The sequence below is a fragment of the Marinobacterium halophilum genome (genome assembly GCF_003014615.1).
GTDB classification, from domain to species: domain Bacteria; phylum Pseudomonadota; class Gammaproteobacteria; order Pseudomonadales; family Balneatricaceae; genus Marinobacterium; species Marinobacterium halophilum.
This window is the reverse complement of record NZ_PYGI01000011.1, coordinates 24334-46109: the sequence shown is the minus strand read 5'-3', so window position 1 is coordinate 46109 and position 21776 is coordinate 24334. Positions and strand designations below refer to the sequence as shown.

At 57.5% G+C, this 21776-nt stretch carries 18 protein-coding genes and 3 tRNA genes; 6 read left to right on the top strand and 15 right to left on the bottom strand.

The features are described 5' to 3' along the window. Positions 1-8: 8 nt before the first annotated feature. From CLV44_RS08970 to CLV44_RS08955, 4 genes are read right to left on the bottom strand one after another with little or no spacing between them, the layout of a single operon-like run. Positions 9-1355: an MATE family efflux transporter gene (locus tag CLV44_RS08970; RefSeq protein ID WP_106591783.1), complete on the bottom strand. Its 1347-nt coding sequence runs from the start codon at positions 1353-1355 to the stop codon at positions 9-11. Next, on the bottom strand, positions 1352-2149 hold the full coding sequence (znuB, locus tag CLV44_RS08965; protein ID WP_106591782.1) for a zinc ABC transporter permease subunit ZnuB: 798 nt from the start codon (positions 2147-2149) through the stop codon (positions 1352-1354). Before znuB ends, CLV44_RS08970 begins: the two co-directional genes overlap by 4 nt. Then, positions 2142-2930 (bottom strand): zinc ABC transporter ATP-binding protein ZnuC, encoded by a 789-nt coding sequence (gene znuC / locus CLV44_RS08960; RefSeq protein ID WP_106591781.1) that lies wholly within the window; start codon positions 2928-2930, stop codon positions 2142-2144. The genes znuB and znuC overlap by 8 nt, the downstream gene beginning before the upstream one ends. After that, positions 2930-3415, bottom strand: coding sequence for a Fur family transcriptional regulator (locus CLV44_RS08955; protein WP_106591780.1), 486 nt, complete (start codon positions 3413-3415; stop codon positions 2930-2932). The genes znuC and CLV44_RS08955 overlap by 1 nt, the downstream gene beginning before the upstream one ends. Before the next feature lie 73 nt (positions 3416-3488). Between CLV44_RS08955 and znuA the strand changes: the two genes are divergently transcribed. From znuA to CLV44_RS08940, 3 genes are all read left to right on the top strand, one after another. Continuing rightward, entirely contained in the window at positions 3489-4475 is a 987-nt protein-coding gene (znuA, locus tag CLV44_RS08950; RefSeq protein ID WP_106591779.1) for a zinc ABC transporter substrate-binding protein ZnuA, read from the top strand. Between the two features lie 62 nt (positions 4476-4537). After that, positions 4538-4624, top strand: a tRNA-Leu gene (locus tag CLV44_RS08945). Positions 4625-4702: 78 nt separating this feature from the next. Next, positions 4703-4789: transfer RNA gene (locus CLV44_RS08940), tRNA-Leu, on the top strand. 264 nt (positions 4790-5053) lie between these two features. On the opposite strand, the gene CLV44_RS08935 is transcribed toward CLV44_RS08940, so the two are convergent. The 5 genes from CLV44_RS08935 to CLV44_RS08915 are packed head-to-tail and all read right to left on the bottom strand — an operon-like array spanning position 5054 to position 10233. Then, the gene (locus CLV44_RS08935) at positions 5054-6247 is read right to left on the bottom strand and encodes an LPS assembly lipoprotein LptE (protein WP_106591778.1); all 1194 of its coding nucleotides are present in this window, start codon (positions 6245-6247) and stop codon (positions 5054-5056) included. A 10-nt stretch (positions 6248-6257) separates the two neighbouring features. Beyond that, on the bottom strand, positions 6258-7718 hold the full coding sequence (locus CLV44_RS08930) for a DUF6844 domain-containing protein (protein WP_106591777.1): 1461 nt from the start codon (positions 7716-7718) through the stop codon (positions 6258-6260). A 17-nt stretch (positions 7719-7735) separates the two neighbouring features. After that, positions 7736-8353, bottom strand: coding sequence for a penicillin-binding protein activator LpoB (gene lpoB / locus CLV44_RS08925; protein ID WP_106591776.1), 618 nt, complete (start codon positions 8351-8353; stop codon positions 7736-7738). Next, on the bottom strand, positions 8350-8766 hold the full coding sequence (locus CLV44_RS08920; protein ID WP_106591775.1) for a DUF1425 domain-containing protein: 417 nt from the start codon (positions 8764-8766) through the stop codon (positions 8350-8352). Before CLV44_RS08920 ends, lpoB begins: the two co-directional genes overlap by 4 nt. A 21-nt stretch (positions 8767-8787) precedes the next feature. Next, complete coding sequence (locus CLV44_RS08915) at positions 8788-10233, bottom strand: COG3014 family protein (protein ID WP_106591774.1); 1446 nt, start codon at positions 10231-10233, stop codon at positions 8788-8790. 706 nt (positions 10234-10939) lie between these two features. Between CLV44_RS08915 and CLV44_RS08910 the strand changes: the two genes are divergently transcribed. Both CLV44_RS08910 and CLV44_RS08905 read left to right on the top strand, forming a co-directional pair. Beyond that, positions 10940-11770 (top strand): SEL1-like repeat protein, encoded by an 831-nt coding sequence (locus tag CLV44_RS08910; protein ID WP_106591773.1) that lies wholly within the window; start codon positions 10940-10942, stop codon positions 11768-11770. Further along, positions 11767-14073 (top strand): EAL domain-containing protein, encoded by a 2307-nt coding sequence (locus CLV44_RS08905; protein ID WP_211298110.1) that lies wholly within the window; start codon positions 11767-11769, stop codon positions 14071-14073. Before CLV44_RS08910 ends, CLV44_RS08905 begins: the two co-directional genes overlap by 4 nt. 3 nt (positions 14074-14076) lie before the next feature. Here CLV44_RS08905 and CLV44_RS08900 read toward each other — a convergent pair whose 3' ends face one another. The 6 genes from CLV44_RS08900 to CLV44_RS08875 form a co-directional block, all read right to left on the bottom strand. Further along, positions 14077-16158, bottom strand: a complete 2082-nt coding sequence (locus CLV44_RS08900) for a putative bifunctional diguanylate cyclase/phosphodiesterase (protein ID WP_106591771.1) — start codon at positions 16156-16158, stop codon at positions 14077-14079. Next, positions 16158-17186, bottom strand: coding sequence for a substrate-binding domain-containing protein (locus CLV44_RS08895; protein ID WP_245912651.1), 1029 nt, complete (start codon positions 17184-17186; stop codon positions 16158-16160). The genes CLV44_RS08900 and CLV44_RS08895 overlap by 1 nt, the downstream gene beginning before the upstream one ends. 230 nt (positions 17187-17416) lie before the next feature. After that, positions 17417-17492, bottom strand: a tRNA-Phe gene (locus tag CLV44_RS08890). A 53-nt stretch (positions 17493-17545) separates the two neighbouring features. Then, positions 17546-17818 (bottom strand): oxidative damage protection protein, encoded by a 273-nt coding sequence (locus tag CLV44_RS08885; protein WP_106591770.1) that lies wholly within the window; start codon positions 17816-17818, stop codon positions 17546-17548. 14 nt (positions 17819-17832) lie between these two features. Continuing rightward, a complete protein-coding gene (gene mutY, locus CLV44_RS08880; protein ID WP_106591769.1) occupies positions 17833-18876 on the bottom strand; it encodes an A/G-specific adenine glycosylase in 1044 nt (347 codons plus the stop codon). Beyond that, the gene (locus tag CLV44_RS08875; RefSeq protein WP_170069303.1) at positions 18873-21032 is read right to left on the bottom strand and encodes an AsmA family protein; all 2160 of its coding nucleotides are present in this window, start codon (positions 21030-21032) and stop codon (positions 18873-18875) included. Before CLV44_RS08875 ends, mutY begins: the two co-directional genes overlap by 4 nt. 148 nt (positions 21033-21180) lie before the next feature. On the opposite strand from CLV44_RS08875, the gene hisB reads away from it, so the two are divergent. Beyond that, positions 21181-21774: an imidazoleglycerol-phosphate dehydratase HisB gene (gene hisB, locus CLV44_RS08870; protein ID WP_106591767.1), complete on the top strand. Its 594-nt coding sequence runs from the start codon at positions 21181-21183 to the stop codon at positions 21772-21774. Positions 21775-21776 lie beyond the last annotated feature (2 nt).

The following is a 21776-nucleotide window of genomic DNA, read 5'->3' as shown; positions in this document are numbered from 1 at the left end:
TATGCCACTCAACGTCGGTCTTCAAACCAGGCATCACGCCGATTCAGGCGCCAAAATACCCAGGCACCGCTCAGGCCGCGTGCGGCGAACAGCGACATGAACGCCAGCCAGAGGCCATGGTTACCCAAGGATTGGCTCAGCCACCAGACCGGCATGAACACCAGTAGCACCGACACCAGCATGGTGTTCTGCATCACCTTGACCTGAGTGGTACCGATGAAGATGCCGTCGAGCAGGAAACTCCAGGTGCCGATCAGCGGCAACAGGATAATCCACGGCAGATAGCGTACCGCCGCCTCGCGAACGTCGGGGATGTCGGTCAGCAGATAGATGATCGGCTCGCCGCCAAGCCAGAATGCCAGGGTCAGCAGGACAGCACTGACGGCCGACCAGAGCGTGGCGCAGATCAGTACCTGGTAGAACCCCTGTCGTCGCCTTTGGCCCAGTACCTTGCCGGTGAGTGCTTCGGTGGCATGGGCAAAGCCGTCCAGCGCATTGGATATGAGCAGCAGAAAGTTGAGCAACACGGCGTTGGCCGAGAGGATGGTGGTGCCCTGCTGGGCTCCTTGGGCAGTGAAGAAGGCAAAGGTCATCAGCAGCAACAGGGTACGTACGAACAGATAGCGATTGACGCTGATCAGCTCGCGATAATCACTCAGGCGGCGCAGCTGCTGCCAGGCCCAATGCCCCGGCATTTTTCCCAGCAGACGGCGGCAGAACCAGAGCCCCAGCGCCAGGCTGAAGTATTCGGCACAGACGGTCGCCAGTGCGACCCCGTCGGCGGCCATGCCAAAACCGAACACGAACAACAGATCGAGCAGCATGTTAAGCAGGTTGGTGCTGGTCAGCAGAATCAGCGCGATACGCGTGTTCTGATTGCCGACAAACCAGCCTAACAGTGCGAAGTTGCACAGGACCGCTGGTGCACCGAAAGCACGGATGGCGGTGTATTCGGCAGCTGAGGCCAGCACCAGCGGTTCCGGTTCCATCAGTTGTAGCGCCAGTGCGGTCAGTGGTGTGCGCAACAGCAGAATGACCAGGCCGATGCCGGCACCCAATACCAGCGACTGGCCCAGCAGGGTACGGATGCGCTCGCTATCATTACGGCCACATGCCTGCGCTACCATGCCTGTCGTGCCCATGCGCAGGAAGCCGAAGGCCCAGTACAGAATGGAGAAAATCATGCTGCCCACGGCCACGGCACCGAGGTGATGCGGGTCGGGCAGATGGCCGATCACTGCGGTGTCGACCAGTCCCAGCAGCGGCACGGTGATATTGGACAGCATCATCGGCCAGGCCAGTGCCCAGACGCGACGATGGGTAGCCCGATCGGGCCAGCGGGCGTTGCTGTTCATCGCTGCTGGAGTGCCCGGATCGGCAGTGTGTACAGCAGCAGGAATTCAATCAGTGCGGTGACGACCACCGACGGTCCTGCCGGTGTATTCCAGAACCAGGACGCGCTGATCCCGCCGACAACGGCCAGCATGCCCAGCAGCGAGGCGAACACCGCCATCTGTTCCGGTGTGCTGGCCAGCCGTCGTGCTGCCGCCGCCGGGATGATCAGCAGCGAGGTGATCAACAGGATGCCGACCAGCTTCATTGCCACCGCAATCACCACCGCGATCAACAGCATCAGCGCCAGTCGGGTGCGTGCCACGGGCACACCTTCCACCTGTGCCAACTCTTCGTTAATGGTGATTGCCAGCAACGGGTTCCATAATCGCCACAGCAGCAGCAGCACCAGCGCGCCGCCCCCGTAAATCCAGTAGAGGTCGCTGGGTGCAATCGCCAACAGGTCACCAAACAGGTATTCCAGCAGGTCGATGCGCACATTATCCAGCAGCGCCACGGCCACCAGGCCCAGCGACAGCGCACTGTGTGCCATGATGCCGAGCAGTGTATCCGTAGCGACCAGATGCTGGCGCTGCAATGACACCAGCATGACGGACAGGAGCACGCAGCAGGCAACTACGGCCAGATTCAGGTTGATATCAAACAGAAAGCCCAGCGCGATGCCCATCAGTGCCGAGTGCGCCAGAGTATCGCCAAAGTAAGCCATGCGCCGCCACACCACGAAAGCGCCCAGCGGGCCTGCCAGCGCGGCGATGCCAATGCCGCCGGCCAAAGCGAGAATAAGAAACTCAGCCACAGTGATGTCCGTTACAGTCGTCGGGTTGCGGGTGATCGACGATGATATCGCCGTGGGCATCGTGTTGGTGCCCATGATGGTGGTTATACAGTGCCAGGGTGCTGGCCTGAGCCGGACCGAACAGCTCGATAAATGCGGGATCGTTGCTCACATGTTCCGGGTTGCCGGAGCAGCAGATGTGCTGGTTCAGGCAGATCACATGGTCGGTGGACGCCATCACCAGATGCAGGTCATGGGAGATCATCAACACGCCACAGCGGCGCTGCTTGCGGATGTCCGCGATCAATTGATACAGCTCCAGCTGTCCGTTCAGGTCGACGCCCTGTACCGGCTCATCCAGGACCAACAATTGCGGGTCACGCAACAGGGCCCGTGCCAGCAGTACCCGTTGGGTCTCGCCACCGGAAAGATTGTGGATGGAATGTTTCAGCAGATGGGCGGCACCCACGTCATCCAATGCCTTGTGCATCAGTTGCTTATCGAGTTTTTTTGGAATTTGCAGGAAACGTTCCACTGACAATGGCAGGGTGCGGTCGATATGCAGCTTCTGCGGCATGTAGCCGATGCGGAGACCGGGTTTACGCCATACATTGCCGGAGGAAGGTTTGATCAGTCCCAGTACCACCCGCACCAGTGTTGTCTTGCCAGCTCCGTTGGGGCCGATCAATGTGGTGATGCAGTTGTCATGCAAATGCAGGTCGACGGTGTTCAGCGCGGTCTGCTTGTTGAACTGGACATTGACCTGTTCCAGCCGGATCAGGTCCGGGTTGTGCTCAGGCATCAGCCCCCCTCCCCGTCACGGCAGTTGGGACACAAGCCGGTGACTTCGACGGTCTCCTGTTCGATGCTGAAGCCGACAGCCTGGGCGCTCAATTGCAGGGTGGCGTGTACAGGGCCTGCGTCCAGCTCCGAGGTGGAATGGCACTGGCGGCAGATCAGGAAACAGCCCTGGTGTGCCTGGGTTGGGTGCGGACAGCCGACAAAGGCATTCAGAGAGGCGATGCGGTGGACCAGCCCCTGCTCCTGCAAAAACTCCAGTGCCCGGTATACGGTTGGCGGTGCCGAGTTGAAACCCGCCTCGGCCAGTGCCGGCAGCAGTTCATAAGCACCGATCGGCTGGTGGCTCTGCCAGATCAGTTTCAACACCAGTTCACGTACCGGTGTCAGGCGCTGTTGGCGCTCGCGGCACAGGGTTCGAGCCAACTGCAGGGCCTGATCGATGCAGTGTTGATGGTTGTGGCCAGACTCAAAAGCCAGGTTTTCCATAATGTTCGAGTTCGTCTTTTCGATGTTTTGTTATAGTATAACTTATTGATGGCGTAACCGAGAGCTTGTCCCGATGAAACATGTACTGCGCACCGCACTGTCCACCCTGTCTCTGTCGGTGGCCGTGCTGACCCCGCTAACGGCTGCCGCTGCTGACGTTGTCACCAGTATCAAACCGTTGCAGCTGATCGCCTCGGCGCTGACCGATGGCGTAACCCAGCCTGCGTTGTTGTTGCCACCTGAAGGAACACCGCATCACTATGCGCTCAAACCATCCGACATGCGTAACCTGGCCGAAGCGAAGGTTGTCATCTGGGTGGGGCCGGGGCTGGAGCAGTTCTTGCAGAAGCCATTGTCCCGCACCGACGCTCATATTGTAACCCTTCTGCCGGATAGCCAGCCGCATGCACATGATCCAGTGACAGCGGATGCGGAACACAACGAGGCTGACGACCACGACCACGACCACGACCACGACCACGACCACGCTGCAGCAACCGGGCAACCCGTGGCCGATGAGCATCATGGTCATGCTGACGGCAATGATCCCCATATATGGCTGGACCCGCTGACGGCACTGGAGATGGCCGACCAGATGCTGCCGGCACTACAGCAGGCGTTCCCGCAACAGCGCGAACGTTTGGCGGAGAATCGTGCTGTGTTCGAGCGTGCGGTGCGCGGCAAGGATGTCCAGATTCGTGCCCAGTTGGCACCCTATACGGAGCAGGGATTTTATGTGTTTCATGATGCCTACAGCGGTTTCATCAATCATTATGGCCTGAAGCAGCTGGGGTATTTCACGGTTGATCCGGCGCGTCGCCCGGGTGCGCGCCATTTGGCCGAAATCCGTCATCAGCTTGAGCAGAGCCATGTCGTATGCGTGTTCAGCGAACCCCAGTTTACCAGTGCCATCGTGAGCGCGATCACCAGCGGCTTGCCGGTCCAGTTGGGCGAACTGGACCCGCTGGCGCGTGATGCGATCATCGGGCCTGACGGCTATATCGATTACTTGCAGTCACTGGCGGATAGCTTTGCCGCGTGCCTGCAGGAAAAAGAATAACAAAATTGAAAAAAGGCTATACAAGGTAAAAGGGGGCCGATATAATGCGGCCCACTTTCGAAGCAGATGTGGTGGAATTGGTAGACACGCTAGCTTCAGGTGCTAGTGCCTTCACGGGCGTGGGAGTTCGAGTCTCCCCATCTGCACCACCTCTTGTCCGACTGGATAAAAGGCCCTTCGAAAGCGACAATTTGAGTGGTAACGCACGTTAAAACGTCACACCCAATGCAGATGTGGTGGAATTGGTAGACACGCTAGCTTCAGGTGCTAGTGCCTTCACGGGCGTGGGAGTTCGAGTCTCCCCATCTGCACCATCCTTGCTTCGTCCTGAAGCGGGATCACTCCAAAAAATCAGATCAAAAAAACAGTCACGCTGTTTATCAGTGCAACTGTCATATTACCCGTTTTCACCTTATATATTGTGCCGTAAGTGCCGTGTCGCCCCGTTGCGCATAGGAATATGCCGTGCTTACATGATCGTCAGTCGCCCCGCATGAAGTATCATCCGGTGTCAGCGAGAAGATAAAAAAAGGTGGCCTGTAGACCACCTTGTCGTATCTTGATGTCACGCAGGGCTATTAGCGACGCACGATGAAGTCCTGTTCGATCAGTTCGGCATCGCCCTCTACCACCTTGGCATAGGTGGTTTTCGCACTGACTCTGACCACTTTGACCACCGCGATCTTCTCTTCCAGCTGACCGAGTGACTCGTTGGTGTAGGGATCGAACATCTCGTCACCCAAAAAGTACACGTCCAGCAGGTCGCCCTTCTTGAGCGTTTTTCCGCCCTGGTTCAGCACGACGGTCTTGCCCTTTACCGCCACGACGCGCATCGGGTAGATATTGGCCAAGGCCTTCTGGGCCAGCTGCTCGGCCAGTTCGGCGGTGATACCGGCCTGGGACGAGCCGTACTGCTTGAGCATGGCGCGGATATCGCTGTCACCGAACTTCAGATTGATCGAGTCGGACCATTTCACCTGTCGGGTAGCGGCCAGTACGATCTTGTAGTCCAGCTGTGCGCTGCCGCTATAACTGACGATGGTTTCGCCGGTCAGCTGCAGGGTTTTCACATGTCGGGTGCTGCGCACATTGCGGATATTGCCAACGACGATATAGTCGGCACCCAGTACGTTGCCGGTTTTGGCTTTCTCCGCCAATGCGGCATCATCGCTGAGCCAAATCGCTTTTTCTGCCTGGAATTCGGCACCGAATTCGCGGTCGAGCACGTTCATCCGACGGGACTGGGTGAACTGATCGAGTACGCGATTGCGCAGTTCGGACTCCAGCTTGGTTGCCGCCGTATTGTCACCCAATAGTGAGAAGCTGCGCTTGTCACTGTGGAATGGCATCACCGCCAGAGTGCGGCGGCTATCGGCGGGCAAACCCGGCTTGTCATACTTGAGCACATGTACGCTGACATCGGCACGGAAACTGCCGTCATCCTGTGGCTCTACCGCGAGAATGTCGTAGCGTGACACCAGACCCTTGGTTTTCAGGCTAAGATCACCGCGCTGTGCAACTTCGAACGAGCTGTTGAACTGCTCACCTTCATTGTTGCTGACGCTGGCACGACCCGATAGGGTTTGCATCACCTCGCGGCTGTCGATGCTGACCCCGGTAGCCTGACGCAAGCCCTGTACCAGGGCATCGCTGATCGCCTGATTGCGGCTGCTGCCATAGCCCGCCGCGTCCACGACCTGCTCTGCCGCGAAGCTGAAGCAGGTCCAGACGAGAGCGGTTAGTGCTACCAGCGTTTTCAGTAATGATCGCATGGTTCCGTCCTTAGAAATCGTCAGCTGACATCAGGTCACGGCTCTGGCTGACGCCGGAGGTGCCGGTAGTGGCTTTGCGTTCCTGGATTTGAACCTGTTCAGTGCGCTTGGGTTTGAAATCACGCATGTCGCGGGCGTTCTGCTCCGAAACAGGGTGCCATACATAGACAACCCCGTTGATCTCGTTGCCATGCAGCGGGTGCTTTGCCGTCCAGCGAATCAACTGGCGGGTGCCCGGCAGATCGGAGATACTGCCACGGGCAGAAATCTCATTGTTGATCGCCTTCACCATTTCGATGCGTTGTTCTTCCGACTCGACCACGCTATCTCTTTCAGCGCGTACTACGCCGTCGGTAGCATCCATGCTTTTCCTGCTGGTACTGAGTTCGGCATTACCAACAGAGTTCAGTAAGTAGGCGAAGTTGGCGTAGGCATCACCCTTGGCGTACAGGAAGGCACCCTTGCGTGCATTCATCTGGCGGTTGAAATCAGAGCCGTTATAGCCGGTACCTGCCTGGCCAAAGGAGACTAGCACCGGATAGCCATTTTCATCGAACATCTTACGGATGCCGAACTCGTGAATCAGTGCGGTTTTGTTGTCGTTAAAGCGCTCACGCAGTGAGGGACCGCCGACCTTTTCAGGGTTGGGTGCCAGATCGCCCTTGCTTTGCTTCATGTCGTACACAAACTGGCGCATTTTGTCCGAAGCGACCACAATCACGGCAATGGCGTGTCGGCCTTGAGCATCATTGGCTTCAAAGGTTTTGACTGGCATCAAACCGGTCAGGCTGGCGCGGGCGCGGGTCGAGATCTGCTCACTTATGGAATTCTCAAGCAGACGGGCACGTTTTTCTGGCGGGGCTGCAGTGAACTCATCCGGGTTAATGCCCAGCTCGCTGAGCTGCTCATCCAGTTTGCCACCGGCCAGTGCAACGGCCTTATTCAGCACTTCCTCGAGCTTGCTGGAGCTCTGCAGTTCTTTGGGCAAGAACTTGGGCATTTGGCTCTTGTCTTCAAATAACTTGCTGACGGTTTCAGCGCGCGTGCTGATGCCTTCAAACTCGATAAACTGTGCCTGGGCATGCATCAGTGCTTCTTTGTAGGCCATCAGACGGTGATCAGCCCAGTCAGCTGCATCCGGCGTGACTTTGACAAAGGCGATGCCTTCAGCCATGAAAATAGCGCTATTGTCAGCGCGTTCGGTTAGGCCAGCGCCGGCACCATATTTCCATTCATCGATCTGTTCCATCAACTTCATACCGGGATCGACCGGTGCAGGCTCTGCGGCGTCTGCGGCAGCAATCTCAACGGCTTCTGTCTGCGCAGTTGTCTGAGGGGCCTCTGCCTGAGGTGCTGTCAATGGTGTTTCAGGTTGACGCTCAGTTGCTGCGGTGGTGCCCTGTGCATGAACACCCAGGGCCAGGCTGCTCAGTGCAAATGCCAGCGCGGTCTTTTTAAAAAGAATTTTCATCATCGTATTCCTTTACGTTACCAGGAGGTTCCCTTGGCGCTACCGAGCTTGCGGATCGGTGTTTCATCTTCCCAGATGGCCAAACCGTTGGACAGGTCGGTCAGGGTCAGCTGGAAGTAGTACTCCACCAACTGCTTGTTGCCGTCGACGCGGTTGTTACGCTGAATGATCTTGCCGGACAGGCTCATGTTCGGTGCGGCCAGGCGCTGACGAACGACGGTTGAGCGGTCGACCTTGCGCGACTGGCTCAGTTCGGCATAGGCCTGAGTCATCTTGTCTTCAGCACCGTTGAGGCCAATTGCAGTGGTGGTCAGCACCTTGCCGCTACGCAACAGGTCCACGCGGATCTTCTTCACCAGCTGGTCGGTATCGATGCGCTGCATGGTGTCATTGAGTACCGTGGACACCACCATGATGTTCTTCTTGCCGTCGGTACGGTCGACGGCACCGGAGGTGAGCATGGACTGCACGGCATCGGAGGCGGCCTGGGCAAAATCGGATCCGCTCAGGCCCATGGTGACCGGCTGGTCGACGCCGCCCTGTGGCAGCAGCCGGGTTTGCGGGGTACAACCGGCCGCGAGGCCGAGGACGGTGGTCAGTGCGAGTGCCTTGATCAGAGTGTTACGAGGGCTCATCCATCAATTCCTTGTGTAGAGTTGGCTACAGGTGTGCGGGGATCAAATAACTGAATGCGGTAACTGACCGCTTTGGGACTGGGCGCCACACGATCAATCATCACCGGTTCGGCGGGACGCAGTGGCTGTTGCTCCCAGCGCCCGGCCATGCCCTTGAGTTCGAAACCGTTGGCATCAAACCAGCTGAAGCGGTAGCGCAGGGTCTGTTCCTGACTGCTGCGGTTGTACAGGCGTACGCCGGCACGCAGCAGGTTGCTGGAGGCATAGCCTTCCTGTACCGCTTCGATCTGCAGATATGATTGGGCACGAGGGCCGATCTGAAGCTGGGGATATTGTGTGGGTTGTTGTGGCTGAGTCTGGCAGCCCCACAGCGCAAGGGCGGCTGTTGCCAGCACGCCGATACGAATCTGCATGGTTCGTCTCCTTACGAATAATCAGGCGTCAAAGCCTGCGACCTGATACACAGGTGTGCTTCCTGGTGCACTTGCCTTGACATAAATAACAGAAAAACGGGTTTTTGGCAGTTCGACTTTCAGCGGTTCCGACAGTCCGGGGGCATGCAATTCCAGCGTACCGTTGGCGGGTTTACGCACACGCGAAACCTGAACTTCCTTAGGCAGGCTGCTCCAGCTGCGGGTATCGGCACGAGTGGTGGCGGCTTGATAGATCCCTGCTACCAGGCTACCCGCCAGCCCCAGTTCCTTCTTCGCTTGATACTGAATAAAGGCCTTGGTCAGGGTGCTGGCAATAGCCTCGGTAACCTTGAGCGGGAATTCACGCTTGAACTCGGTCTGGATCACCCGATCCATGCTGGCCAACAGCTCGGTTTTGCCCAGGCGCTTGCCGCCGGAACGGATTTCCAGATAAGGATAGGCGCGTGCACGTTCTTTCAGTTTCGGCAGTGCAATCTGCGCGTACTCGACCTTGTCGCTGATCAGGAACAACGGCAGCGGCACCAGGATCTCGTCGATTGTAGGCGCTTCACCGTTTTCAAAGATGACCCAAACCGCGGGATTAAGCTTGTGCTTGCGCCAGGCTCCGGTCCGCAGCTTGTTGATCACCATGTAATCGGTTTTGACAGCGTCGTTGTCCGAGACCATACCGCGGACACGGCGCATGGACTCGCGCGCCTTGCCGTAGTCGGCACGGTCTGCGCTGGCCAGCATGAAGTAGAGGCCGTGCAGGTAATCGGTATAGGGATTGACGAAGTCGGGATAGGCTTTCCAGTCATCCAGCTCGGCAAAAGCTTCATCAATTGCCTGGCGCGAGGCCTGTTCACTTTTGCCAAAGTCGAGCTGTGAGTTGGCGGCCTGCTCACCTTCGGTTTGCTCGCGGGTCTCGGCCAGTTTCGCTTTCTGTTCTTCGATTCGCGTCTTGAAGGTTTCTTCGGCACGGCGCTGGCGGTCGGCGGCACGGTTGAACTCGATACGTGCGCCCTGCAGATCCTGCAGGAAGATACTGTTCAAGGCCTTGTAGGTGTTCACCATGACGCCGTCATAGACTGTCGGGTCGTAGCGATTGAGGTTGTTGTTGATCAGAGTCGCTGTGACTTTCTCAAGGCCTTTACGGCCGATATTCTCGGTATCTTCCGCCTTCATCATGGTTTCAGCGTGATCGAACACCTTGGTACTGTAGGCGAACTGGCCGCTGGCCTTGAGGGCCGAGCCGGCCTGGAGTGACCAGAGCAGGTTACCGCCCTCGCCTTCGGCATTGATACCGCCGGACGTGAGGGCAAAATCGGCCGCTGCTTGATAATTGCCTTGTCCGTACTGCTGATTGAAATCATCCAGACTCTGTTTGCTGGAAAGTGTTTGGCAACCGGAGAGCAGTAGTAAGCCGGAGGCCAGCGCAAGTCCTTTTAGCGTGTGTCGTGTTCGCATCGGTATTTCCTTATCTCCCTGATATTGTTGAATATACGCGCTTTGCGCACATGGATTCAATTTATCAGCTTAAGCCAGTCGGTTAAATACGATGTATGTGTGAGGCGACAGTATTGGCCATGGTAAATAAGCCCAATTCGGGCAGGAAAATACTACGATTATCCACAGAAGGTTATGCACATTCTTTTTTACACACAGGCTTAGGCAGGACTATCCCGGATAACAGGAACCGGGATGGCATATCAAAATATTTGGGTGTAAGTTGTGCATAACCAGCTTTATCCCAGCAGCTGATCAAAAAACAACCGGTTTTCTTCGTCTCAGGCTGGCTGCAGGTTCAATCCTGATGTAACGACCTTGTGCAAAGGTTATGCACAGGTCCATGCAAGGGTAATGGGGATAGAAGTAAGCCATGGTTATCAACAGGCCACCATGGTTTGATCCAGCATCTCCGGTGTGTTTTTTGTTATCAACAGGAGGTGCTGAGGGTGTGCCTAAACCTGTGTATAGATTAAGTGCTGAACCAGCAGGGCGACGGCCGTCCATCCGGCGTACGAATAGGCGATCATGCCGTCCTTCGGGTATTATCAACTCATGACAAGAGTCTGTTCATGTCGCACCGCTCTGAAATTTGAGTGGATGTGCTGTTGAACCGTCTGCAGCCCTGTTATCGGAATGATCAACAACGCCTATGTTCTCTGCTTCCATGTACAAACATCATCCAGACCCCGTGTCGATCATGCGAATGGCCAAGTTCATGCTGCCCTTGCTGATGACAGTGATGTTGAGCGGGTGTGCGGCGCTGGAGAGCTCCAAATTGGCGTATGACGCGGAAGAACAACGGGTGCAGGCGCTGTTCAATCAGCCCTATATCGACCCTTTGACGACCTTTTTGCGTACGCATGAGCAGGATGAAACGCGCCGTGCTGACCGGGAGCGGGTCGCTGCTGAGCGTGAACAGCGTTGTCTGGCGGTAGCGCAACGCTTTGCCGAGCGTGATGTGACCGAGCAGGTGTTGGCGCGCTATCGGGCCGGTTACCAGTATTCCTGTCCACGACAGGTGGAAGCGTTTGCCGTCCGCGTAGCCCGCAAGTCGGCCGTGGTGACAGAGCCGTTGCCGGAACCGATACAACCCGTGGCTAACCCTGCCTGGGATACCACGGCCAATGAATGCTATCTGCTGGCGGGGATTCACAATCACGCCGATGCGATCCGTGCCTGTGAGCCACCTGCGCGAGCGGGCAACCGGCGGGCACAGAGTGCCTTGGCCACCAGCCTGGCGGCGTTGCAGCAGTATGGCGACGCGCGCCACTGGTGGCTGCGGGCCGCACAGCAGCAGGATCGCGATGCACAGATTCGATTGGCTGAACTGGCACTGGAAGGTGTGGCAGGCGTCCGCGATCCGGCGCTGGCCTGGGCCTGGTATGAATATGCCGGTGCGCGTGACCGTGCAGCAGTGTTGGCAGGGGAATTGAGCCTGTCCCAACGTCGTAGCGCGCGCAAGCAGGTACATCAGCAGCTGGATCTGGCTCCGTGAGTGTGTCCCGGCATCTGGAACGGATACTGCCCGGGTTAAAGCGTCTGGACCCTTCCAAGCAATCCATTATGTGGGGTTTAGTGCTGCTGGTGGGTTTGTTTCTGGCCGGGCTCTGGATCATGTCGTCACTGAACCTGAAATATTCCCAACAGGCGATGTCAGCCGTGCGGCAGCAGCAGATCGAGGATGGTTTTCATGCCCATCTGGATCGTATCAATGCCGAGCATCAGCGGCTGGAACAATATACCGCTGATCTGGTGCAGCAGGCGGCACTGTTTGCCCGGCTTAACCTCGAAGGCGGGATGTCAGTGCATAATCTGGAGCAGGAGTTGCTGCAGCGGTTGCAACGCTTCCCGGCTGCCTTCGGTAGCGGTGTCTGGTATCGCTCGGATGTGATTCGACCACAGCAGCCCTTTGGTGCGCTGGCATATCGCAGTGGAACCGGCACACAGGTATACGCGGGTGCCGATCTACACTGGCAGGATTACCGGCAGCAGATCTGGTTCCCGCTGGCGCTGGGCCCTGACTGGCGTGAACAAGGTGTGGATAAGAAGGATCACTATTGGACGCCGGTTTACTACAACCCCCTGACGGATGCTGCGGTGATCAGCCTTATCCGCCCGCTCAGAACAGCGGACGGGGCGCTGCTTGGCTTGGTCAGTGCCGACTGGCATGCCGATACGCTGATTGAGCGGGTCAGCCGTATCGAGATGACGCCCGGCAGTTTTGCCTGGCTGATCGACCGCAATGGCCGCCGACTTTCCAGTCTGAGTCAAATTAAGGACGCCCGGTATGCCGAACAGCTGATGGCAGCGGTTGAGCAGCAGCTGGCGCCTGTGCAAAAGGACGGACGCAGCCACATACACGTAGAGGGTCGCGACTTCGCGCTGTTTCATGCTACCACCCGTGGCGGCATGGTATTCGGCATCGGGGTTCCCCGTGATGAGATCGACGCCGTGTTGGCACCCATGCGCAGCACCAATCTGCGTATTCTGCTGTTGGGCGGGCTGGGCATTCTGCTGCTATCGGGGCTGGTGTTGTTCAAGGTGGCGGCACTGATGCGGGAGTTGCAGGCATCCTACACGGATGAACTCACCGGATTGCCCAACCGGGCCCGGCTGCTGCTGGATCTGCAACAGCGGCAGCAGGCGGCCTTGATTCTGCTTAATCTCGATCGCTTTCGGCAGCTGAACGGGCTGCTGGGTCATGCCTGCGGTGACTATATCCTGACGACGCTGGTGGCACGGCTGCAGGCATCCTCACCGCCGGGGCAACGCCTGTATCGGCTGGGGGCCGATGAATTCGTCTTGCTGGTTGCGCCGCTGGCCGTCGACGCGTTGGGTGCTGAACTGCAACGCCTGTTGCATTTTGTACAGGCGCAGCAGCTGCATTGGCACGGGCATGATATCAACCTCAGTGCGACCCTGGGCGCGGCGGTATCAACTCCGGACCGTCCGGTGCAGCAGTGTGACCTGATCAATGAGGCTCAAGAAGCGTTGAAGCAGGCGCGTCAGCATGGGTTGAATTACCGGATTCATGACAACGCCCATTCACTGGAGCAGCAGTTCGCGTTCAATCTGCGTTGGGCCAACCGCTTGCGCGAGGCCTTGCGTACCGATCGATTGCAGCCCTGGTATCAGCCGATCCTGAATACCGCGACCGGACAGGTGGAAAAATATGAATGTCTGGTACGCATGCTCGATGAAGAGGGCCGCGCGATCAGCCCCGGCCATTTTCTGGGTGTAGCGCGCCAACTGCGCCTGGACCGTCAGATTACCCGCTTGATGATCGAGAAATGCTGCCATCATTTTGCCGATTCCGAACTGCAATTTTCGATCAATCTGGCCTACGGCGATTTGCGAGACGGTGCGCTGACCGCGTTTATTCTGGAGCAGCTGGACATGACCGGTGTTGGCCCACGGCTGATCTTTGAAATTCTGGAATCCGACGGCATCGATAACTACGACCAGGTGCGCCATTTCATCGAGGACGTGAAAACGCGGGGCTGCCGTATCGCCATTGATGATTTTGGCACCGGCTATTCCAATTTCGCACATCTGCTGCGTCTTGATGTCGATCTGCTCAAGATTGATGGCAGTCTGATTCGTCACCTGCACACCGATGTGAACGCGCGGCGGGTAACACGGGGCATTGTCAGTTTTGCCCACAGCCTTGGCATCCAGACCGTGGCCGAATTTGTACATTCGGCCGCCGTGCTGGAGCAGGTGCAACAGCTGGGGATCGATTTTGCCCAGGGAGAACTGATCGGCATGCCAGGGCCGGATCTGTTGGAGCGGACTTGAGGCTCAGGCTTCCCGAATCAGACCGGCGTCGTTGAGCATGAAGGCTTCGGCAGCAACGGCAGGCAACGGACGTGAGTAGAAGTAGCCCTGGATCTGTCGGCATCCATGTGCCAGCAGGAATTCGACCTGCTCTGCCGTTTCCGCGCCTTCGGCAATGATTTCCAAACCCAGACTATCGGCCAGTGCAATCACCGCGCAGGTAATGGAGGCATCCTCTTCATCATGGGGCAAGTCACGCACGAATGACTGGTCGATCTTCAGTTTGGTGATCGGCAGGCGCTTCAGATAGGACAGTGATGAGTAACCGGTACCGAAATCATCCAGGGCGATGCGGATACCGGTCTGGTGAATCTGACGCAGGACTTCAATGGCGGCTTCCGGCTTGGTCATCAGCTGGCTTTCTGTCACTTCGATTTCCAGCCATTCGGGGCGGAATCCGGTATCTGTCATCAGCTGCTGCAGCGTAGTAACAAACTGCTGGTGCTGAAAATGACGGACGGTCAGGTTGACCGACAGTACTCCGGGGTTTAGGCCGCGGGTATACCAGTTCGCGAACTGCAGCATCGCCTGGCGGATGATCACCAAATCCAGTTGATGGATCAAGCCGGTGACTTCAGCCAGCGGAATAAAGCGTGCCGGTGAAATCATGCCCTGTTCGGGGTGGTGCCAGCGTGCGAGCGCTTCAAAGCCGATGAGCTGTCCGCTGGCGGCATCAACCTGCGGTTGGAAATACGGACTCAGTTCGCCATTTTGCAGGCCGCTGCGGAGTTGTGCTTCCAATGACAGGCGTTCCCGTGCCTGCTGGGTCAAGTCGGTATTGAAATACTGGTAACTGTTGCGGCCCTCGCTCTTGGCCTGGTACATGGCAGCATCGGCCTGCATCAGCAGCTCGGTCGCACTGCTGCCGTGATCAGGAAAGAGGCTGATGCCTATGCTGCAGCTGATGTAGAGTTCGGTCTGTTCGATCTGCAGTGGACGGGTGATCGCCTGCAGAATCGTGTTCGCGCAGGCTGTGACCTGCGCAATATTGTCCAACCCTTCGAGCATGATGGTGAACTCATCGCCACCGGGGCGGGCGAGCGTGTCGCCGGCGCGAAGGACACGGCTCAACCGGTTGGTGATGATGTTGAGTACCTTGTCGCCAGTATTATGGCCGAGTGAATCGTTGATGGTCTTGAAATGGTCAAGGTCGATGAACAGGACGGCCAGCATCTGCTGTGCATGGGCGGCGCGGGGAATGGCGCTGCTCAGGCGCTCGGTGAACAGGGTACGGTTGGCCAGCCCGGTGAGCGCATCATGATGTGCCATATAGTCCAGAGCATCTTTTTGTGCCTGCAGGTCGATACGGGAATTACGGATCGAGGTGATCATTGTGTTGATGCTCTGGGCCAGAGTACGCACTTCATGAGGCCCCCGGTCAGGCATCATGTTGATTGGTATGCCGTCTTTGTCAGTGGTGCGTATGGCGGCGATCATGCTGGCCAGAGGCTTAAGAATGACGCTGCGCGTCAGTACCAGCAGTGCGACCACCATCAGGGTACAGATGATCAGAGTATTGAGCAGTGAGTCGTGGATGATCGCTTTCAGTTTGGCATCAAGTGCTTCGTTTGAGGTATACAGGTGGATCAGGCCGATGGGGCTGCCATCGCTGGCAAGCACGGGCATGCTGCCGGCCGCATAGCAGTGGTCGAGCCGACGCCGGTGCTCGGTAAGGTCGGCATCAAAGGCGCTGACGGTGCCGTCCGGCAAGCGCAGGCTGCCGGTCATGTAAGCGGGCTTGCCGAGGATGGTGCCGAGATTATAGTCGTCCAGCAGGATGCCACAGTTATTATGCAGGCCAACCTCGGTGGCAATGATCTGTTCATATTCGTTGACCGCGTAGGCCTCTATCAGGCCTGCAATATTTTGCTGCAGGGTCTGCAGGCTTTGTGCGGCGCTGCGCTCCATGTCGTGGTTGATGCGCTGTTTGGCGGTGAAATAGTTGAACGCGGCGCCGCTGGAGACGGTGATGAAAATGGTGGGCAGGACGATACAGACCAGCAGCATATAAAGAGAGGATGAGCGCTGAGTGCGAAGCATGGGCATCAGGGCGTTGTCTCCAATCCCAGTACATTGCGCCGAATGAGTGCCAGATTGGCGCCTATATTGTCGGCCGAGATGGCCAATACCGGGAGCTTTTGTTCCGGTATCACGGCCTTGCCTTGCAGGTGGTCGTGCAGGGCCATGACCGCTTTTTCGCCCATCAGGTAGGGCTGTTGCATGGCGGCACCGACCAATACGCCGTCGGGAATCAGTTGCAGGAAATCCGGTTCGGCATCAAACGTAACCAGCAGGACGTCATCTTGTTTGCCAGTGTCGGCCAGTGCATCCAGTGCGGCCTGATAGCGGTCTGAGCCCTGCAGCCAGATGGCGCGCAGGTCGGGGACAGTGGTAATCAGTTCACGGGTGAAACGATAGGTCTCGTCATGGGAAAAATCCACCTGCTGGCGCATGGCGGCGTTCTGGATGCCGGCTTCGTCAAGTGCCTGCATGAAGCCGGCGGTACGTTGCTGACCATTAAGGCGCTTTTGCGGAATGGCGATGATACCAACCCGCCCCTGCTGCCAATCGCGTTGTTCCAGTGCCCGGGTGAGAATAGTGCCGATCGCATAGGCTCCCCCCCGGTTGTCAGCCGAGATGTACGCGACGTAGCGGTCCGAATCGGCGCCTATATCCGCAATGACCACGGGAATATCGGCCTTGGCTGACAGTTTGATCAGTGTTGCTGCAGCGGACGAGTTGGTCGGTGAAATGATGATGCCGTCGACCTGCTGACGGATTGCACCGGCAACCAGCTCCAGCTCCGTACGGGCATTGTTCTGTGCATTCAGGGTTTCGACCTGATAGCCCAATGCCGTAGCCTGACGATGGATGCCGCGGGATAAAACGTTCCAGAATGGAATGCGTGTATCTGACGTAATATAGATAATGCGCGGGCTGCCTGCAGTCGATTCGAGAGCATGGCCGGGCTTGGCTGAAAGCAGCAGGCCGATCAATAACATCAATAGCAGTAAAATGTTCGCGGTCTGCCCTTTCAGTGGGATCCTGGCCACTGGGCCTGTCTGTTCGTGCATGGCATGACTACCTGTATCCGCTAACACCTGTTCGGGTATGGGCAACATAACATTTTTTTGCCATTTTTTGGCTACCGGCCCGGTGACAAAGAGGGAGTGCAGGAGGAGTGATGAACTCGTTTCTGATCTGCGACAATATATAGGGAGCTGTAGTCGCGTAAAACATGATCTTTAACGGGTAATCAGATACGAAAAAGCCTCGCATATGCGAGGCTTTTTCTGGAATCAGGTGGTGCCCAGAGACGGAATCGAACCGCCGACACGGGGATTTTCAATCCCCTGCTCTACCGACTGAGCTATCTGGGCAACGGGGGCGTATTTAATCGAAAAAAGTCGCCCCGGTCAAGCACTTATTGCGATTATTTTTCAGGAGGCACGTAACCGTCCGCCTGATCATAGTCATCACCGGAGAGGAATTTTTCCATCTCCTGCTGCAGATACTTGCGGCTTTCAGGGTCCATCAGACTCAGGTGCTTCTCGTTAATCAGCATGGTCTGATGATCGGTCCATTCCTGCCATGCCCGTTTGGAGACGTTGTCGAAGATATTCTGGCCCAGCGCGCCGGGGTAAGGGGGGCGTTCCAGTCCTTCCAGTTCCTGTTGGTACTTGCGGCAGAAAACAGTGCGTGTCATCAGGGATCTCCGGTTCAGCTGACATAGCGTTCAAGCAGGCGCTTGACCGGTGCTGCCAGACCAATATTTGCAGGTTGCTCCACGTTATACCAGAGAGCCGGCGGACCTTCCATGACAGAGTTTGTGGGGTCTTTTACGACTACACGTGCCGGGGTGATATCAAGATGGTAGTGGCTGAAGGTATGACGCAGCGGTTCCAGCACCTCGGTGGCGGCAGGGTCAAGCTCCATTCCCAGAGTGGTTGCTGCATCGCGCAGATCAGCCACTTCCGGCAGACTCCACAAGCCGCCCCAGATGCCAGTAGGCGGACGCTGTTGCAATAGCACATCGCCCTCGGCGTTGCTGATCAACAGCATCAGCGTCTGCTTTACCGGCAGTATTTTCTTTGGCCGTGGTGACGGCAGGCGGTCGGTCAGGTTCAGTGCGCGGGCTTCGCAATGCGTCTGCAGCGGGCAGAGCAGGCAGCTGGGTTTGCTGCGGGTGCAGAGCGTTGCCCCCAGATCCATCATCGCCTGGGTATAATCGCCGACCCGGTGATGCGGGGTATTGTGCTCGGCGCAGGCCCAGAGTTCCTTCATGATCGCAGGCGTTCCCGGCCAGCCTTCGACGGCATAGAAGCGTGCCAGCACCCGCTTGACGTTGCCGTCGAGAATGGCGGCGCGGTTACCGGTCGAGATGGATACGATGGCACCTGCGGTGGAGCGGCCTATACCGGGCAGGGCTTCCATCTCCTCGACAGTGTGCGGAAATTCACCGCCCCGTTCACGGCTGACGATACGTGCGGTCTTGTGCAGGTTGCGGGCGCGGGCGTAGTAGCCCAGCCCGGTCCACAGGTGCAGCACTTCGTCCTGATCGGCATCGGCCAGATCATGCACGGTCGGGAAGCGTTCGATGAAACGTTGAAAATAGGGGATCACCGTCTTCACCTGCGTCTGCTGCAACATGATCTCGGAGATCCAGGTGAAATAGGCGGTTTTTTCGGCCTGCCAGGGCAGGTTATGGCGGCCGTGCCGGTCGAACCAGTCCAGCACGGCACCATGGAACTGTTCAGGTGTCATCGGCCAAACAACCCCTGCAGTACCTTGCCGGCACCGTCTTCGCCCAGTTTTTCCTTCAGTTTTTCTTCCAGTTGGTTGCCGACTTTCTCTTCTACCTTGCGCTTGGCTTCAGCCTTGAGCAGGTCGCCGATAAAACTGGTATCCAAACGGCACAGTTTGGCGGGCTCATCATTGAAACCGCCCTTGCAGTTGACCGGGATTTCAACGCCTTCCAGGCGGTCGTTAACCGAGCAGCTCTGGTTGAACAGGTTGTCTTCGATGGTCAAGCCGACACGGTAATCCAGTGTCTGCTGCGGCAGATTGATGCTGCCACGGCCCGCCACGCGCATGGCATCGAGCTTGGCACCCAGGTCGTTGTTGCTGACGACACCATTACGCAGGTTGAAGCTGGCGCTGAGGTCGGCAAAGGGGGTGGTCTGGTCGACGCGCTCGGCGTTGATCCACAGGGCGGACAGATTGTTGATGCCCTGACACATGGACTGGGCAGCATCGATACCCTTGAGTACACCTTCGGCCATATTGAGGCTGGCGGTGCCGCTCAATGAATTAACCCAGGCATGCACCGACTGACCGCGCAGGGTCAGGTCAGCTTTGGCGCTGAACTTTCCGGCCAGCGCATCGTTGTCGGCCAGAGTCTTGAGTACCTGGCCGACTTCCACATTGCTGATCTGTTTGCTGATGCTCAGTTGCAATGGCGTCTTGCGGGCATCGATGCGGGCAGTGGCATTGATCTGACCATCGAACGCACGGGTTTTGAAGCGGGTCAGACGGATCAGGCCGCTGTCGGCGCTCAGGCTCAGGCCCGGTTGACCCAGTGCGATACCGTTGACAGTCAGACTGTCCAGATCCAGATCAGCGCTCAGATTAAGCGCGCGCAGCGGTTCCAGTGGAATAATCTCATCCTTGGGCCAGCCCTGTGTGGCTGCTGGCTTGGCGGCACTGGCCTGACTGTCTGTCGCACTGTTGCTGCCGCTGGTGGCAACCGGGGGCAGGTAGCGGTCGGCATTCAGTGCATCACCCTTGAGCTTCAGGGCAATCATCTGGGAGGCGAGTACCACGCTGGCTTCACCGTTGAAGCGGGTGTCATCCAGTTGCAGGCTCAGCGGTTTGAGCTGCACGGTGCCGGCAGGGCCGCCGAGGGTAGCGTTGAATGCCAATGCGGTCAGTGCCTTGCTGTCGGCAGTCTCGGGTGCGCTCTGGCCCAGGGTGGTCAGCAGCTGTTTCAGGTTGAAGGTGTTGCTGCTCAGCTGACCGCTCAGCTCGGGTTGGCTGAAGTTGCGCAGGCTGATCGCGCCGTTGATCGCCAACGGGTCGGCATTGATGCTCAAGTTGCTGACCTCGACCTGCTGCTCGTTGATTCGCGCATCCAGATCGGCGGCCAGTGTCAGGGTCAGTGCCGCCGGCAAGCTGGCACCCTCGATCAGGTCGAGCTGGGTGGTCAGTGTGTTGAGCTGATAGTGGTTGGCGGTCAGATTGAGCGTGACCTCGGTGTTCAACTCTGCAGTGCTGCTCAGTTGTAACTGGTCGCCGCTGAACTGACGCAGGGCAGCACTCAGCTGCAGCGGGAAGGCAAGGCCATCGCTGATGCGGCCGGAACTCAGGTTCAGTTCGGTCAGCTCAATACGGCTGTTTTGCGCGGCATCGGTGTAGGTCAGTGCCGCATTGCGGATCTCGACCGCCTCGATATCGAGCGTCAGTGGCTGGCGTGCTTCTTCGTCGACGTTGTCGCGGCCAGCCGTTTCGGCAGCATCGCTGGTTTGGCTGACTGCCGCTGCCGGAGTCCAGTTGTTGCTGCCATCGGCATTCTGCAGCAGGTCCAGTTTCAGACCGTCGACCAGCAGACGGTTCATCTGCAGTTCACCGCTGATGATTGCGGGAATGCTGATTGAAACTTCGGCCCGTGCCAGCTGGCCCAGCGCCGGTTTATCGGGATAGCCGACACCGACCTGATTCAGTTGCAATGCCAGCCAGGGATAGAAGGACCAGGCGATATCGCCCTCGATCTGCAACTCGATACCGGCCTGCTTCAGTGCCGCATCCCGGATTTCGTTTTTGTAGTCGTTGGGGTTTATCAGTGTGGTGATAGCCACCAATGCCACTCCCATAAGGAGTAAAAGCACCAGCAGCAGGGCGAGAATCAGCTTGATCGCTTTCATAGATGGTCCTGTCATTTCCCTGAACGTGAGACTGGGTAAGAGTATAGCGGATCTGCCGTATTCATTGTTATGTCGGCGGATGAACCTGCCGTTAAGGCGCGGTTGAATGTATACTAGGGGTTTTCGTGAATCGCAGGTGGAGAGAGAGATGGCCGAGCGTAAAGCTGAGGTAACCCGCAACACGCTGGAAACCCAGATTACCGTTGCTGTAAACCTTGATGGCACCGGGCAACTGGATGTGGATACCGGTGTGCCTTTTCTGGATCACATGCTGGATCAGATCGCCCGACATGGCCTGATCGACATGGAGATCAGCGCCATCGGCGATCTGCATATCGACGATCATCACACCGTGGAAGATATCGGTATTACCCTTGGTCAGGCATTCAAGCAGGCGCTGGGCGACAAGAAGGGTATCCGTCGCTATGGCCACGCCTACGTACCGTTGGATGAAGCCCTGTCCCGTGTGGTCATCGACTTCTCCGGCCGTCCTGGCCTGGCGATGGATGTGGAGTTTACCCGTGGTCGTGTCGGCGGTTTTGATGTGGATCTGTTCAGCGAATTTTTCCATGGCTTCGTTAACCACGGCATGGTGACGCTGCACATTGATAACCTCAAGGGCAAAAACACCCACCATCAGGCGGAAACCATCTTCAAGGCATTCGGCCGTGCGATTCGGATGGCTGTTGAAGTCGATCAGCGCGCTGCCGACATCATGCCGTCCACCAAAGGGTGCCTGTAAGC